This window comes from Hydrogenophaga taeniospiralis CCUG 15921 (assembly GCF_001592305.1).
Taxonomy (GTDB): Bacteria; Pseudomonadota; Gammaproteobacteria; order Burkholderiales; family Burkholderiaceae_C; genus Hydrogenophaga; species Hydrogenophaga taeniospiralis.
Genome location: NZ_BCWR01000004.1, coordinates 146654 through 162504, shown reverse-complemented (window position 1 = coordinate 162504; position 15851 = coordinate 146654). Strand labels below are relative to the sequence as shown.

Below are 15851 nucleotides of genomic sequence, written 5' to 3'. Positions count from 1 at the left end.
ACCCGCCATGACCAGCACCCACCACACCCCCGTCGACGTTTCCCACGTCAAGCCCCGCGAAAAGGCCGAGCTGCTCGCCCAGGCCCTGCCGTACATCCGCAAGTACCACGGCAAGACCATGGTCATCAAGTACGGCGGCAACGCCATGACCGACCCGGCCCTGCAGCAGGATTTCGCCGAGGACGTGGTGCTGCTGAAGCTGGTCGGCATCAACCCGGTGGTGGTGCACGGTGGCGGTCCGCAGATCGAAACCCTGTTGCAGCGCCTGGGCAAGAAGGGGCAGTTCATCCAGGGCATGCGCGTGACCGACGCCGAAACCATGGAGGTGGTGGAGTGGGTGCTGGCCGGTGAGGTGCAGCAGGACATCGTGGGCCTGATCAACGCCGCGGGCGGCAAGGCCGTGGGCCTGACCGGGCGCGACGGCGCCATGATCCGCGCACAGAAACTGCGCCTGGCAGACCAGAAAGACCCGAACCTGGAACACGACGTGGGCCAGGTGGGCGACATCGTCAGCATCGACCCCAGTGTGGTCAAGGCGCTGCAGGACGACGCCTTCATCCCGGTCGTCAGCCCGATCGGGTTCGGCGAGAACAACGAGAGCTACAACATCAACGCGGACGTGGTGGCGGCCAAGCTGGCCACGGTGCTGCAGGCCGAAAAGCTGCTCATGCTCACCAACATCCCCGGCGTGCTCGACAAGGCCGGCCAGCTCCTGACCGAGCTCACGCCGCGCCGCATCGACGAACTCGTCGAGGACGGCACCATCTCCGGCGGCATGCTGCCCAAGATCGCGGGCGCGCTGGACGCGGCCAAGAGCGGCGTCAACGCGGTGCACATCATCGATGGGCGCGTGCCGCATGCGCTGCTGCTCGAAGTGCTCGGCAACGAACCCTTTGGCACCATGATCCGGTCGCACTGAAATGGACGCTCACACGCTCCTTTCCGGAGCCAGGTACCTGTTCCAGGGCACCCGAGGATCCGGCTTCGCCGGTCCCAGGGTGCGTCCCCCTCGGGGGGAACGCGCGCAGCGCGGCAGGGGGAGTCACTAGATGAGACTTCTCCTGGTCGAAGACGACGTGATGGTCGCCAGCGGCATCAAGCTGGGGCTGTGCAACGCCGGCTACACGGTGGACTGGGTGGGCAGCGCCGAGCGGGCCGAGCAGGCGCTGGAGAGCGACAGCTTCGACCTGGCCATCGTCGACATCGGCCTGCCGCTGATGGACGGGCTGGAGCTCACGCGGCGCTTGCGCACGCGTGGCCTGGCCATGCCGGTGCTGATCCTCACCGCGCGCGATGCGCTGCAGGACCGGGTGCACGGGCTGGACCTGGGCGCCGACGACTACATGCTCAAACCGTTCGAGCTGCCCGAGCTGCTGGCGCGGTTGCGTGCCCTGCTGCGGCGCTCGCAGGCCGCCACGTCGGCGGTGCTGGGATTCGGCCCGCTGGAGATGGACACCGCCCACCGGCGCGTCACCCTCTCGGGTCAAGTCATGGAGCTGGGTCCGCGCGAGTGGACGGTGCTGGAATACCTGCTGCTGCAGGCGCCCAAGCCCGCGGCCAAGGACAAGCTGCTGCAGGCTCTGACCGGCTGGGACAAGGAGATCACGCCCAACGCGATCGAGGTCTATGTCTCGCGTCTGCGCGCCAAGCTCGACCCCGCCGGCGTTGCCCTGCGTTCCATCCGCGGTTTCGGCTACCGGCTGGAGCTGGCCAAGCTGCCCGACCATGCGCCACGGGCCTGACGGCCGCACCACCGAGGGCATGATCTGGGGCCTGCAGCGCCGCCTGCTGGTGCTGCTGATGCTGCCGCTCGGCCTGGTGGGCCTGGTCAGCGTGTTCTTCCACTACCAGAGCGCGGGCACCGCCGCCTTGCAGCAGGACCAGCAACTGCTGCGGCTGGTGCCCCTGCTGGCCGACTCGGTGGTGGTCACGCGCGCCGGCGAACAACGCCGGGCGCCCGACTCCCCGATGGCGGCACCCGGCGTGGCGGGGCTGGACGGTGGGCCGGGGCTGGCCCTGTTGCTGGCGCCGCCGGTGGAGGAGTTTCTCAAGGAGCGCGAGGGGTTTTCCGCCTACGGTCTGCAGGACGCCAGTGGCCGGCCCCTGCTGGGCGACGGCTGGCTGCCCACCGTGCTGCCGGCGACCGATGGCGCGGAGTTCCTGAGCGTGGTCGAAGGCGGCGTCACCTACCGCGTGGTGGCGCAACGCTACCGCACCGCCGCTGGCGAACTCATCGTCATGCTGGCCGACGGCTCGGACGCGCGTCAGAACTGGCTCGAGTCGGTGCTCACGCGGGTGCTGCTGCCCAACCTGCTGCTGCTGGTGCTGGCCGGCATGGCGGTGACCTGGGCCGTGGCGCGCGCGCTGCGCCCCCTGATCGATCTCAAGCAGGCCGTGGAGCACCGTTCGCCGCGCGACCTCAGCCCCATCGACACCGACAGCGCACCCACCGAGGTGCGTCCCCTGGTGTCCGCGCTCAACCGGCTGTTCTCGCTCGTCAACGCCCAGAGCGAAGCCCAGCGCCGCTTCGTGGCCGACGCGGCGCACCAGCTGCGCACACCCCTGGCCGGGTTGCAGGCGCAGGTGGAGGCCTGGGCGCAGGCCGCGCGCCGCATGGACGCCGACGAACAGATCAGCCTGCGCGTGGACCAGGTGCGGCGTCTGCGCGACGCCACTCGCCGCACCTCGCAACTGGCCAACCAGTTGCTGGCGCTGTCGCGGGCCGACACCGTGAGCGCTGACAGCCAGCCGCTGCAGCAGGTCGATCTGAAAGAGCTGTGCGAGACCATCCTGTCGCTGTTCCTGGACGCGGCGGGCGACAAGCACATCGACCTGGGGCTGGAAAGCCATCCGGCCCAGACCCAGGGCCACGCTTGGTTGCTGCGTGAGCTGCTCATCAACTTGGTGGACAACGCCGTGCGGTACACCCCCGATGGCGGGCGCATCACGCTGCGTTGCGGCGAGGAGGACACCCCATCGGGTCCGAGCGCGTGGATCGAGGTGGAGGACGATGGCCCCGGCATCCCCGCCGAGGAACAGGCGCACGTGCTGCAGCGCTTCTACCGGGTGCCCGGCACCGCGGGCGAGGGCAATGGTCTGGGGCTGGCCATCGCAGACGAAATCGCGCGGGCACACCACACCCACTTGCAACTGGGCTCGGGCGCCCAGGGCCGCGGTCTGCGCGTGCGTGTGGTTTTCGTGGCGGTGGCGCCGATCCAGGGGCCGCATCCGGCGCCCGCGGCCGCCTGAGGGATCGAGCCCAACTGTAACGGGCTGTGTCGCTGTGCGAGAATCAAAAAGGGATGACAACCAACGGGCCCCGAACGGCGCCCACCCGCTGACCACCGACGGACCGACTGCCCATGACCTCCAGCGCACCCGAGCCTCTGCCCATGGCGGGCCCTTCTGCCGATGCCGCCCACGACGATGGAGGCCACACGGAGGGCAACGGTCGCAAACGTCCCAAGCCCGGTGAGCGCCGCGTGCAGATCCTGCAGGCCCTGGCCACCATGCTGGAACAGCCTGGGGCTGAACGGGTCACCACCGCCGCGCTCGCTGCGCGGCTGGAGGTGAGCGAAGCCGCCCTGTACCGCCATTTCGCCAGCAAGGCCCAGATGTTCGAGGGCCTGATCGAATTCATCGAACAGGCGGTGTTCGGCCTGGTCAACCAGCTGGGCGAACGCGAACCCGATGCCATGGCCCGCTCGCGCAAGCTGGTCACCCTGCTGCTGCAGTTCGGTGAAAAGAACCCCGGCATGACGCGCGTGATGGTGGGCGACGCCCTGGTGTTCGAAAACGAGCGCCTGCAACAGCGCATGAATCTCTTTTTCGACAAGATCGAATCGGCCCTGCGGCAAAACCTGCGCGAAGCCGCCGTGGTGGCCGGCGCGACCACGCCCACGGTAGACGCGCAGGCCGACGCCTCGGTGGTCACGGCCTTCTGCGTGGGCCGGCTGCAGCGCTTCGCGCGCAGTGGCTTCAAGCGCTCGCCCAGCGAAAGCCTGGAGCACAGCCTGGCGCTGCTGCTGCCCGGCGCTCATCTTTAAACACCCCCGCAGCGCTTCGCGCTACCCCCTCAAGGGGGCGGGCACTGGCCGTCCGGCAAAGCCGGCCCGGCGGTGCCCCTCGGCTGGGCGGTTTCATGCGTTGCGGGTCACGCTCCGGCTGGTGGAAGCGGATGCCGTTTCGCTGCGGGTTAACCCGCTGAGTGATTAGGGCTGCGGCCCTAATAAATTTCTGGAAATTTGGGTGCCAACCGATCGCGGGCCGGCTTTTGCGGTAAAAATAGCACGACCGTTCGATTTATCGAGCGGTTTGCTTTTGAACCCACCTTGTCCGGTGCCGCCGGACCCGCCGCATGAGCCCAACCACTCCGACCAAGCGCCAGCGCAGCGACGCCGCCCGACCGCTGCAAAAAGGCCAGCAAACCAAAGCCGCCATCGTCGATGCCGCGCTCGGGCTGGCCACGCAGATCGGTCTGGAGGGCCTGTCCATCGGCGCGCTGGCCGAGGTCATGCAGATGAGCAAGTCGGGCGTGTTCGCCCACTTCGGCTCGCGTGAAGAGCTGCAGATCTCGGTGGTGCGCGAGTACCACGCCCGGTTCGAGGAAGAGGTGTTCTACCCGGCCATGAGCGCGCCGCGTGGCCTGCCCCGCCTGCGCATGCTGTTCGACAACTGGATGAAGCGCACCTCGGTCGAGATCGATTCGGGTTGCATCTACATCAGCGGCGCGGTGCAGTTCGAGGACCGGCCCGGCCCGGTGCGCGACGCGCTGGCCAGCTCGGTCAACACCTGGCTCAGCGCGGTGCGCCGCTCGGTGGAGATCGCGGTGGAAGAAGGTCATTTGCGCGCCGACACCGACGCAGCCCAGATGGGCTTCGAGATCCACGCCCTCATCCTGGCGCTGCACTACGAAGCGCGTTTCCTGCGCAGCCCCGACTCGCTGCGCCGCGCGCTGCAGGCGTTCGAAGGCATCGTTCACCGCTTCAGCAGCGCCACCACACCCGGCCTGCCCCCCACCCCGCAGCCCGCGCCCCGCGCGCGGGCGCGCAAACCCGCCAGCACCGCCGCCCGGAGCTGACGACTTTCGCCTTTTTGCCCATTCCCACCACAGGAGACCGATCCATGCCCGTCTACAACCCGCCCCTGCGCGACATGCAGTTCGTGATGCACGAAGTGCTCAACGTGAGCGCCGAATTCCAGAGCATGCCCCAGCACGCCGAGGTGGACGCCGAGACCATCAACGCGGTGCTCGAAGAAGCCGGCAAGTTCGCATCGCAGGTGATCTTCCCGCTGAACATCAGCGGTGACACCGAAGGCTGCACGCTCGACAAGACCACCCACGAGGTCAAGACCCCGACCGGTTTCAAGGCGGCCTACAAGACCTACGTGGAAGGCGGCTGGGCCGCACTGAGTTGTGACCCGGCCTACGGCGGCCAGGGCCTGCCGCTGGTGGTCAACCAGTGTCTGTACGAGATGATGAACTCGGCCAACCAGGCCTGGACCATGTACCCCGGCCTCACCCACGGCGCCTACGCCGCGCTGCATACCTACGGCACCGACGCGCAGAAAGACACCTACCTGCCCAAGATGACCAGCGGCGAGTGGACCGGCACCATGTGCCTGACCGAGCCGCACTGCGGCACCGACCTGGGCCTGATGCGCACCAAGGCCGAACCCCTGGCCGACGGCACCTACAAGATCACCGGCAACAAGATCTTCATCAGCGCCGGTGAACACGACATGGCCGACAACATCATCCACCTGGTGCTGGCCCGCCTGCCCGACGCGCCTCCCGGCATCAAGGGTGTGAGCCTGTTCATCGTGCCGAAATTCCACGTCAAGGCCGACGGCAGCCTGGGTGAGCGCAATGGCATCTATTGCGGTGGCCTGGAGCACAAGATGGGCATTCACGGCAACGCCACCGCACAGATCGTGATCGATGGTGCTATCGGCACCATGGTGGGCCAGCCCAACAAGGGCATGCAGGCCATGTTCGTGATGATGAACGCGGCGCGCCTGGGCGTGGGCAACCAGTCGCTGGGCCTGACCGAAGTGGCTTACCAGAACGCCCTGGCCTACGCCAAGGACCGCATCCAGATGCGCAGCCTGACCGGACCCAAGGCCAAGGACAAGCCGGCCGATCCGATCATCGTGCACCCCGACGTGCGCCGCATGCTGCTCACGGCCAAGGCCTACGCCGAAGGCGGCCGCGCACTGGCCATCTACAGCTCGGTGTTGCTGGAAAAGGCGCACAACCACCCGGACGAAAAAGTGCGCAAGGACAGCGACGAGATGCTCTCGCTGCTCACGCCCATCACCAAGGCCTTCCTGACCGACAACGGCTACAACGCCGCCACGATGTGCCAGCAGGTGTTTGGCGGTCACGGCTACATCAAGGAATGGGGCATGGAGCAGTTCGTGCGCGATGCCCGCATCAACATGATCTACGAAGGCACCAACACCATCCAGAGCCTGGACCTGCTGGGCCGCAAGGTGCTGGGCAACAACGGCGCCACGCTCAAGAAGTTCGGCAAGCTGGTGGGCGCGCTGGTGATGGAAGAGGGCGTCAACGAGAAAATGGCCGAGTTCATCAACCCGCTGGCCGTGCTCGGCGAGCAGATCACCAAGTTCACCACCGAGATCGGCTTCAAGGGCCTGCAGAACGCCGACGAAGTGGGCGCCGCCGCGGTGGACTACCTGCGCGTGGCCGGCCACTTGGTGTTCGGCTACTTCTGGGCCCGCATGGCACAGGTGGCGCTGCGCGAGATCGCCGCTGGCAACACCGACCCGTTCTACGTGGCCAAGCTGCAGACCGCGCGTTTCTACTTCGCCAAGCTGTTCCCCGAGACCGCGACGCTGATGCGCACGGCGCGTGCGGGCAGCAAGGTGCTCATGGACACGGACGCGGCACTGGCATGACCGCCATGAAGAAGACGACCCTGATCGCATCGCTGAGCCTGGCCGCCGTGTCTGCCTTCGCGCAGACGACGCCGGTGGGCCTGTGGAAAACCATCGATGACGACACCAAGAAGGAGAAGTCGCTGGTTCGCATTACGGACAACAACGGTGTCTTCTCCGGCCACATCGAAAAACTGCTCGACCCGGACACCAAGCCCGATGCGGTCTGCGAAGACTGCACCGACGAACGCAAAGGCAAGCCGGTGCTGGGCATGACCATCCTGCGCAACCTCAAGCAGAACGCCGACGACAAGGCCATTTACGACGGTGGCGACATCGTCGACCCGAACAACGGCAAGGTCTACCGCACGCGCCTCAAGCCGGTCGACGGCGGCAAGAGGCTGGAGATGCGCGGTTACATCGGCCCGTTCTACCGCACGCAAGTCTGGCTGCGCGTGGAGTGAACGCGAGTCCTTTCCCTTTCATGGAAAACCAATGAACCGATTTCAAGTGAAAAAAGTCGCCGTGCTCGGCGCGGGCGTGATGGGTGCGCAGATTGCCGCGCACCTGGTCAACGTCAAGGTCCCCGTGGTGCTGTTCGATCTTCCTGCCAAGGAAGGCCACAAAAACGGCATCGTCACCCGCGCGGTCGAGAACCTCAAGAAGCTCAAGCCCTCGCCCTTGGGCGTGGCGGCCGACGCCGACCTGATCGGCCAGGCCAACTACGAAGAGCACATGGAGCAGTTGAAAGACTGCGACCTGATCATCGAGGCCATCGCCGAGCGCATGGACTGGAAACTCGACCTGTACACCAAGATCGCGCCCTTCATCGCGCCGCACGCCATCGTCGCGTCCAACACCTCGGGCCTGTCGATCACCAAGCTGTCCGAAGTGCTGCCCGAAGCGATCAAGCCGCGCTTCTGCGGCATCCACTTCTTCAACCCGCCGCGCTACATGACGCTGGTGGAGCTGATCGCCACGCCCACCACCGAGCCGCAGATCCTCGACGATCTCGAAACCTTCGTCACCAGCGGTCTGGGCAAGGGCGTGGTGCGCGCCAAGGACACGCCCAACTTCGTGGCCAACCGCATCGGCATCGCCGGCATGCTGGCCACGATGAAAGAGGTGGAGAACTTCGGCCTCACCTACGACGTGGTGGACGACCTCACCGGCAAGCGCCTGGGCCGTGCCAGCAGCGGCACCTTCCGCACCGCCGACGTGGTGGGTCTGGACACCATGGCCCACGTGGTCAAGACGCTGCAGGACAACCTGGACGACAGCACCGACCCGTTCTACGGCAGCTTCGGCACGCCGCCTGTACTGAAGAAGCTGATCGAGATGGGGAACCTGGGCCAGAAGGCCAAGGCCGGCTTCTTCAAGAAAGTGGGCCGCGACATCCAGCGCTTCGATCTGGCCAGCGGCGAATACGTGCCCGCCGGCGAGAAGGCCGACGAGGTCTACGGCCGCATGCTCAAGCGCCCGGCCGCCGAGCGCCTGAAGCTGCTGCGCAACGCCGAAGGCCCGCAGGGCCAGTTCCTCTGGGCGATCCTGCGCAACAGCTTCCACTACGCCGCCGTGCATCTGGCCACCATCGCCGAGACCGCGCGCGATGTGGACCAGGCCATGCGCTGGGGCTTCGGCATGAAGCAGGGTCCGTTCGAACTCTGGCAGGAAGCCGGCTGGCTCGAAGTGGCAAAGATGATTCAGGAAGACATAGCCGCGGGCAAGGCGCTGAGCACAGCGCCGCTGCCCGAGTGGGTGTTCAAAGGCCCGGTGGCCGAAGCCGGTGGCGTGCACACCGCGCAGGGTTCTTGGAACCCCTCCAAGGGCGAGTTCCAGGGCCGCCTGCAACTACCGGTGTACCAGCGCCAGCACTTCCCCGAGCTGCTGCTGGGCGAGGCCGGGCCGAAGTTCGAGACCGCTGGCACCACCATCGAAGAGAACGACGCCATCCGCATCTGGTCACTCGACGGTGACGTGCTGATCGCCAGCATCAAGACCAAGATGCACGCCATCAGCCCCGACGTGTGCGAGGGCCTGATGGCCGCCATCGACCTGGCGGAAAAGGAGTACCAGGGCCTGGTCGTGTGGTCGGGCGACGAGCCCTTCAGCGCCGGCGCGGACCTGCAGGCCATGTTGCCGGCCTTCATGGCGGTGGGCGTGAGCGCCATCGAAGACGCCGAAGGCTTCATGCAGCAGACCATGCTGCGCCTGCGCTATGCGAATGTGCCGGTGGTGTCGGCCGTGCGTGGCCTGGCCCTGGGCGGTGGCTGCGAACTGGCCGTGTACAGCGCGCGCCGCGTGGTGCACATGGAGAGCTACATCGGTCTGGTGGAAGTGGGTGTGGGCCTGGTGCCCGGTGCCGGTGGTCTCACCTACATCGCCCGCCGCGCGGCCGAAAACGCCGAGACCTCGACCGGCAAAGACCTGCTGCCCTTCCTGACCGAAGGCTTCACCGCCGCGGCCATGGCCAAGGTGGGCACGAGCGCTCTGGAATCCCGCAAGCTGGGCTACGTGCTGCACTCCGACGTGATCGTGCCGCACAAGGACGAGCTGCTGTTCGTGGCCATCAGCGAAGCGAAGAGCCTGTTCAACGGCGGCTACCGCGCACCGCACAAGCGCCTGTTCCCGGTGGCCGGTCGCGACGGCAAGGCGACGATCCTCGGTAGTTTGGTCAACATGCGCGACGGCGGCTTCATCAGCCAGCACGACTTCCACATCGCTTCGCTGATCGCGAACGTGGTGACGGGCGGCGACGTGGAGCCTGGCACGCTGGTGAACGAGGACTACCTGATGACGCTGGAGCGCCGCGCGTTCTGCTCGTTGATCGTGCATGCGAAGACGCAGGAGCGGATTCTGGGGATGCTCAATACCGGCAAGCCGGTACGGAATTGACCCACCCCCGCCGCGCTTTGCGCAACCCCCTCCAGGGGGCAACACCAGCGGCCCGGCCAAGCCGGTTCCGCGGTGTTCTGGACAAGACACTTTTGGAGTCAACATGAAACAGATTCAAGACGCCTACATCGTCGCCGCTACCCGCACCCCCATCGGCCGTTCCCACAAGGGTTCGTTCAAGCACCTGCGCCCGGACGACCTGCTGGCCTACGCCCTGCGTTCGGCCATGGCCCAGGTGCCGGGCCTGGATCCGAAGGCCGTGGAAGACGTGATCTGCGGTTGCGCCATCCCCGAGGCGCAGCAGGGCCTGAACGTGGCGCGCATTGGCGCCATCCTGGCCGGCCTGCCCAACTCGGTGGGTGGCATCACCGTCAACCGCTTCTGTGCCTCTGGCCTGTCGGCCGTGCAGATGGCGGCCGACCGCATCCGCGTCGGCGAGGCCGACGTGATGATCGCCGCCGGCACCGAGAGCATGAGCATGGTGCCCATGATGGGCAACGCGCCCAGCCTCTCGCCCGCGATCTTTGCCAACACCGACGATGTCGAGAAGTACGGCATCGCCTACGGCATGGGCCTGACCGCCGAGAAGGTGGCCCAGCAGTGGAAAGTCTCGCGCGACGCGCAGGACGCGTTTGCGGTGCAGTCGCACCAGCGCGCCGTGCTGGCCATGAAGAACGGCGAGTTCACCGACGAGATCACGCCGGTGGAAGTGACCGAGCGCAGCGTGGACCTGGAGACCGCCGAGGTCGCCACCCGCAGCCGCATCATCAGCCTGGACGAAGGCGCGCGCCCCGACACCTCGCTCGAAGGCCTGGCCAAGCTGCGCACCGTGTTCGCCGCGCGCGGCTCGGTGACCGCCGGCAACAGCTCGCAGACCAGCGACGGCGCCGGCGCGCTGATCCTGGTGAGCGAGGCCGCCTTGAAGCGCTACAACCTCACGCCGCTGGCCCGCTTCGTGAGCTACGCCTCGCGCGGCGTGCCGCCCCACCTCATGGGCATCGGCCCGGTGGAAGCGATCCCGGCCGCGCTGAAGAACGCGGGCCTGAAGCAGGACGACATCGACTGGTTCGAGCTCAACGAGGCCTTCGCGGCCCAGTCGCTCGCGGTGATGAATACCCTGGGCCTGGACCCGGCCAAGGTCAACCCCATGGGTGGCGCCATCGCGCTGGGTCATCCGCTGGGCGCCACCGGCGCCATCCGCTCGGCCACGGTGGTGCATGCGCTGCGTCGCCACAACAAGAAGTACGGCATGGTCACGATGTGCGTGGGCATGGGGCAGGGCGCCGCGGGAGTGTTTGAAAGGGTCTGACGACCCACCCCCGCGCCGCGCTGGCAGCGCGTCACCCCCTTCAAAGGGGGCGGACACCAGCGGCCCGGCAAAGCCGGTTCCGCGGTGTCCCTGGGTTGGGGCACTGCGCTCCGCCAAGCGTTCTCAACGCAGTGCTAGCCGCTGTACCACCAGTGCTTCGGCCCTACGGCCTCCCCAGCAGCAGGTACAGCCCGGTGTAGCCGCGCGCGGCGTGCACCAGGCTAAGGTAGAACGGGCCGACGCCGGTGTCCGCGCCCACGAACAGGCTGGAGCCGGTGCGCAGGCCCTTGAGGCCGATGTCGTGCCGGTCGGCCCAGGCGTTGCCCACTTCCAGCGAGCCGCCCGCGAACAGCGCACGCGCCACCCCGACGTTCCAGGGCATGCGGCGGTAGTAGGTCAGGCGGCCAAACAACAGGTAGTTGCCGGTCACCTGGCCCACGCGATAGCCCGAGAGCTGCTGGAAACCGCCGAGCGAATATTCGTCGAGCGCGCCCAGCGGGATCTGGTTGGCGTAGCCCAGGCGCGCACCGGCGTTCAGGGTGTGGGGGCCCCACGAACCCACCGCGTTGAACGTGCTGTCGAGCCGGACGAAATCGGTGCCGACGACGCCTTCGGCGTTGCGCCGGCCCACCATCAGGTCGCCCTTGATCCGGTGCCCGGCCGAGGGGAAGTTGGCGTGGTCCAGCTGGTCGGAGATCAGCGCCATGCGCACGCCCCCCTCGCGCCAGCGCTGCGTGCTCAGGCCGGTGGTCTGGTCCACCACGCTGGCGCTCACCAGCTCCGGTTCGGCGCGCCGGGCACTGCCGGTCAACCCCAGCCGGAACTCGCCCAGGTGGCCTTGCAGACCGATCGGCCATCCGACGTCGACACCGGCCTGCACCCCGCGGCGCTTGCCGGTGGCCACCGCGTCGCCATGGGTGTCGTAGAGTTCGACGCGCTTCAGGCTGGCGTCGGCCCAGGTCGCCACGAACCAGTTGGCCCGGCGGTCCAGCGGCTGGTAGAACTCGGTGAACGCGCCCAGCGTCTCGCCCAACTGGAAGCGGTTGCGCCACTCGGCGCCGCCACTGTTGACCCAGTGGCGGTTGTGGCTCAGGCGCAGGTTGAACGCGCCCTGGCCGTCGAAATCGGTGCGCAGGTCCAGCCCGAGCCGCACGTAGTTCGGGCCCCAGCTGTTCTCGCGCAGCTGGATCACCAGCGCCTCGTCGACGCGGCTGCCGATGCGCTCCAGCCGGTAGTCCACCTGCTCGTAGTCGCCGGTGGCCGCGAGCTGCTGCAGGTCGCTCTCGATCTGCGGCAGGTCGATGCCCTGATCGGGTCCGCTCTGCACCAGCCGCGACAGGCGCTGCGCGCGCATGGCGTCCACGCCCTCGAAGCGCAGTGCGCCCACATGGCCACCATGGGTCAGGCCGGTGTCGGCGATGGCCTGACGCTGGGCGGCCCAGGCGGCGTACTGCGCCGGGGGCACGGCGAAACGCTTCAGCGCCTCGCGCACCGACTGTGCGTAGTCGTGGCCGATCTTCACCAGCTCGGGCGCGCGGTTGAAGTCGGCCGAGGTGATCTTGCCCAGGGGCGGCAGCAGCAGCAGGTCGTCCTTGGTCAACGTGGCGATGCTGGCCTGCACGTTCTGTTCGGTCAGGATGTTGACCATCTGGGTGGTGATGCCCAGCAGGTTGCCCAGGGTTTCGCGCCCGGCCAGCGGTGTGCCGATGTTCACCGCGATCACCACTTCCGCGCCCATGCGCCGCGCCACGTCCACGGGCAGGTTGTTCACCAGCCCGCCGTCGCCCAGGATGCGGCCGTCGAGCTCCAGCGGCGCGAACACCCCGGGCACCGACATGCTGGCGCGCAGCGCGGCGGCGAGGTCGCCGTGTTCCATCACCACGGCCTGGCCGGTCTCCATGTCGGTGGCCACGGCGCGAAACGGGATCGGCAGGCCGTCGAAGCTGGCCTTGTGGCGCGTGGGCAGGGTGTAGCGGCGCAACATGGCCTCCAGCGCGCGGGTGGACACCGCGCCGCTGGGCAGGCGGAACTCGCCATTGCGAAAGCCCAGCCGCAGCACCGGCGAGAACTCGAAGTCCTCCTCTTTGCGGCGCTGCGACAGCAGTTGCCTTGGCTCGCGCGGGTCGAACAGGTCGCCCCACTCCAGCGCCAGAATCTCGTGTTCGAGCTCGTCGGCGCTCATGCCGCTGGCGTACAGCCCGCCGATGATCGCGCCCATCGAGGTACCCACGATCAGGTCCACCGGCACCTGCGCCTGTTCCAGTACCTTGAGCACGCCCACGTGCGACAGGCCGCGCGCGCCGCCGCCGGAGAGCACCAGACCCACCGTGGGCCGCTTGGGGGTGGGGGCGGCCTGGGCCGCCGGCTGCGGATCGGCCGCGTGGGACAGCGTGGGCAGCCACAGGCACAGGCCCAGGGCCAGCAGGCCGGCGCTCAGGCAGCGGAACAAGGAGGGTGGACGGGGGGGCGGCATGGATGACACCTATCGTGAAAGGCACGGCCTGCGAGAGGCCCGGGCAGCGGTGTGAACCCGCCTGCGCGAAGTGTAGGCCGCGGCCATGGGCCTTGTCGCGCAGTGGGCAGCGCACTCCAGACATGGCGGGCGGTTCGTGGTAATTTGGCGGCCCTGCGCACCCGCCCGGGCCGTCGGCCCACCGACCCCGGGCCCGCGATTTCCCGCACAACCCATCCAGGCCCCTCATGAGCGACATCCTCGTCCACACCGAAGACGGCGTCACCACGCTGACCTTCAACCGCCCCGACAAAAAGAACTCCATCACCGCCGCCATGTACGCCGCGCTGGCCGATGCGCTGGCAGCCACCGAGGCCGACCCGGCCGTGCGCTGCGTGGTGTTCCAGGGCCACGAAGCCATCTTCAGTGCCGGCAACGACATCGCCGATTTCCTCAACGCCCCACCGGCCACGCAGGACTCGCCCGTGTTCCGTTTCCTGCGCGGCATCGCGCTGTTTCCCAAGCCCGTCATCGCCGCCGTCTGCGGCCCGGCCGTGGGCATCGGCACCACCCTGCTGTTCCACTGCGATCTGGTCTACGCCGGCGACAACGCCGCGTTCTCCATGCCCTTCGCGAACCTGGGCCTGTGCCCCGAGGCGGCCTCCAGCCTGCTGGTGCCGCAGATGCTGGGTTACCACCGCGCCGCAGAAGCCCTGCTGCTGGGCGAGCCCTTCATGGCCGAGGCCGCGCTGGAGGTGGGGCTGGTCAACCGTGTGCTGCCGCCGCTGGAAGCCGCGGGCTACGCCCAGGCCGTGGCGCGCAAGCTCGCCGCCAAGCCCCTGAGCTCGCTCATCGAGACCAAACGGCTCATGAAAAAAGGCCAGACCGAACAGGTGCTGGCGCAGGTGGCCGAAGAGGGCGCCAGCTTTGGCCGCATGCTGCGCGAGCCGGCGGCCAAGGAGGCCTTCACCGCCTTCATGGAGCGCCGCAAGCCGGACTTCTCGAAGGTGTGAGCGCATGGCCGCCACCCGTGCGGCCTCCACGACACCCCACCCCAGCTCGCCCACCACGGCGTGAACCCGCGCCGCCATGAAGCGGTTGGCCTCCGGTCGAGTGGCGGACCTCAGTTTTTCCCTCTGACTGGTAAAAACCCCTAGGCCACTTTTGAGGTGCGTACCTCAAACTGCCGCCATGGACGCCAAAGCCGCTCCAAAAGTGCGCGCCACGCTGGAAGACGTGGCGCAGGAGGCACAGGTCAGCCTGGCGACCGCTGATCGGGCGGTGAACAAGCGTCCTGGGGTGCGCGCGGCCACCGTCGCCAAGGTCAACGAGGCGGTGCGACGCCTGGGCTACCGGCCCGACCCCTCCGCCGCCAAACTGGCGCGTGCGCGCCTGCGCCGGGTGGCCTTCCTGCTGCCCGCCGGCGCCAACCGCTTCGTTGGCTTGCTCAGTGAACAGATCCAGGCCAACGCGGAGTGGATGCACGATCAGCGCATCCACGCCGACGTGCTGGCGGTCAACGTGTTCAACCCGGTCGAGCTGGCCAAGGCCCTGCTGGCCCAAGTTGGCCAGCGCGATGCCGTGGTGGTCATGGCGCTGGACCATCCGGTGGTGCGTTCGGCCATCGACCAGCTCACGCAGGCCGGTACCGTGGTCATCACGCTGGTGTCGGACGTGCCGTCCTCCACGCGCCAGCACTATGTGGGCATCAACAACACCGCCGCGGGCCGCACCGCCGCCACGCTCATCGGCCGCTTCGTCGGTCGGCATCCCGCCAAGGTCGCCATCATCCTGGGCAGCCTGTCGCTGCGCGACCACGCCGAACGCTACTTCGGCTTCAACCAGGTGATGGCGCAGGAACACCCGCACCTGACCGTGCTGCCACCGCTCGAAGGGCAGGACGACGCCGCCCGCAATGAAGCGCTGACCACCCAGCTGTTCGCCCTCCACCCGGACCTGGCGGCGATCTACAGCGTAGGGGCCGGCAACGGGGGCATCAGCACGGCACTGTGCAGCCTCGGCCGCGCGCAGGACACGGTTTTCGTCGGCCACGAGCTCACCCCCGCCGCTCGCGCGGACCTGCTCAACGGCACGATGGACGCGGTCATCAACCAGGACGCGGGCCACGAGATCCGCTCTGCCCTGCGCCTCGCGCTCGCGCAGTGGTCGCAAGAGCCGGTGATCGCGGACCAGGAACGCATTCGCATCGACATCTACCTGAAGGACAACCTCCCATGACCCGATCCACCTGACGCACAGGAGCGCTTCCATGACGCAGACCCTGGTCCCCGCCTC

The 15851-nt window shown here is 67.9% G+C and carries 12 protein-coding genes; 11 read left to right on the top strand and 1 reads right to left on the bottom strand.

Annotation, left to right across the window (positions count from 1 at the left end; translation table 11 throughout):
- Positions 1 to 7 precede the first annotated feature (7 nt).
- The 9 genes from argB to HTA01S_RS04705 all read left to right on the top strand — a co-directional run bounded on the left by argB (position 8) and on the right by HTA01S_RS04705 (position 11104).
- Positions 8 to 919, top strand: coding sequence for an acetylglutamate kinase (gene argB, locus HTA01S_RS04745; protein ID WP_068167438.1), 912 nt, complete (start codon positions 8 to 10; stop codon positions 917 to 919).
- 130 nt (positions 920 to 1049) lie between these two features.
- Positions 1050 to 1742 carry a response regulator gene (locus HTA01S_RS04740; protein WP_068167437.1) on the top strand — a complete coding sequence of 231 codons (693 nt, stop codon included), beginning with the start codon at positions 1050 to 1052 and terminating at the stop codon, positions 1740 to 1742.
- On the top strand, positions 1726 to 3249 hold the full coding sequence (locus HTA01S_RS04735) for an ATP-binding protein (protein ID WP_407656093.1): 1524 nt from the start codon (positions 1726 to 1728) through the stop codon (positions 3247 to 3249). The genes HTA01S_RS04740 and HTA01S_RS04735 overlap by 17 nt, the downstream gene beginning before the upstream one ends.
- A gap of 143 nt (positions 3250 to 3392) precedes the next feature.
- The gene (gene slmA, locus HTA01S_RS04730; protein ID WP_068167436.1) at positions 3393 to 4046 is read left to right on the top strand and encodes a nucleoid occlusion factor SlmA; all 654 of its coding nucleotides are present in this window, start codon (positions 3393 to 3395) and stop codon (positions 4044 to 4046) included.
- A gap of 311 nt (positions 4047 to 4357) precedes the next feature.
- Positions 4358 to 5080 carry a TetR/AcrR family transcriptional regulator gene (locus HTA01S_RS04725; RefSeq protein WP_068167435.1) on the top strand — a complete coding sequence of 241 codons (723 nt, stop codon included), beginning with the start codon at positions 4358 to 4360 and terminating at the stop codon, positions 5078 to 5080.
- A gap of 44 nt (positions 5081 to 5124) precedes the next feature.
- Complete coding sequence (locus HTA01S_RS04720; protein ID WP_068167434.1) at positions 5125 to 6921, top strand: acyl-CoA dehydrogenase C-terminal domain-containing protein; 1797 nt, start codon at positions 5125 to 5127, stop codon at positions 6919 to 6921.
- Positions 6922 to 6926: 5 nt separating this feature from the next.
- On the top strand, positions 6927 to 7364 hold the full coding sequence (locus HTA01S_RS04715) for a DUF2147 domain-containing protein (RefSeq protein WP_068168076.1): 438 nt from the start codon (positions 6927 to 6929) through the stop codon (positions 7362 to 7364).
- 31 nt (positions 7365 to 7395) lie between these two features.
- Positions 7396 to 9795 (top strand): 3-hydroxyacyl-CoA dehydrogenase/enoyl-CoA hydratase family protein, encoded by a 2400-nt coding sequence (locus HTA01S_RS04710; RefSeq protein ID WP_068167433.1) that lies wholly within the window; start codon positions 7396 to 7398, stop codon positions 9793 to 9795.
- A gap of 103 nt (positions 9796 to 9898) precedes the next feature.
- Positions 9899 to 11104, top strand: coding sequence for an acetyl-CoA C-acyltransferase (locus HTA01S_RS04705; protein ID WP_068167432.1), 1206 nt, complete (start codon positions 9899 to 9901; stop codon positions 11102 to 11104).
- A gap of 163 nt (positions 11105 to 11267) precedes the next feature.
- On the opposite strand, the gene HTA01S_RS04700 is transcribed toward HTA01S_RS04705, so the two are convergent.
- Entirely contained in the window at positions 11268 to 13577 is a 2310-nt protein-coding gene (locus HTA01S_RS04700) for a patatin-like phospholipase family protein (RefSeq protein ID WP_068167431.1), read from the bottom strand.
- A gap of 227 nt (positions 13578 to 13804) precedes the next feature.
- Here HTA01S_RS04700 and HTA01S_RS04695 point away from each other — a divergent pair, with 227 nt between their 5' ends.
- Positions 13805 to 14569 carry an enoyl-CoA hydratase gene (locus HTA01S_RS04695; RefSeq protein ID WP_068167430.1) on the top strand — a complete coding sequence of 255 codons (765 nt, stop codon included), beginning with the start codon at positions 13805 to 13807 and terminating at the stop codon, positions 14567 to 14569.
- Positions 14570 to 14747: 178 nt separating this feature from the next.
- Positions 14748 to 15794: a LacI family DNA-binding transcriptional regulator gene (locus HTA01S_RS04690; protein ID WP_068167429.1), complete on the top strand. Its 1047-nt coding sequence runs from the start codon at positions 14748 to 14750 to the stop codon at positions 15792 to 15794.
- The last annotated feature ends 57 nt before the right edge of the window (positions 15795 to 15851 follow it).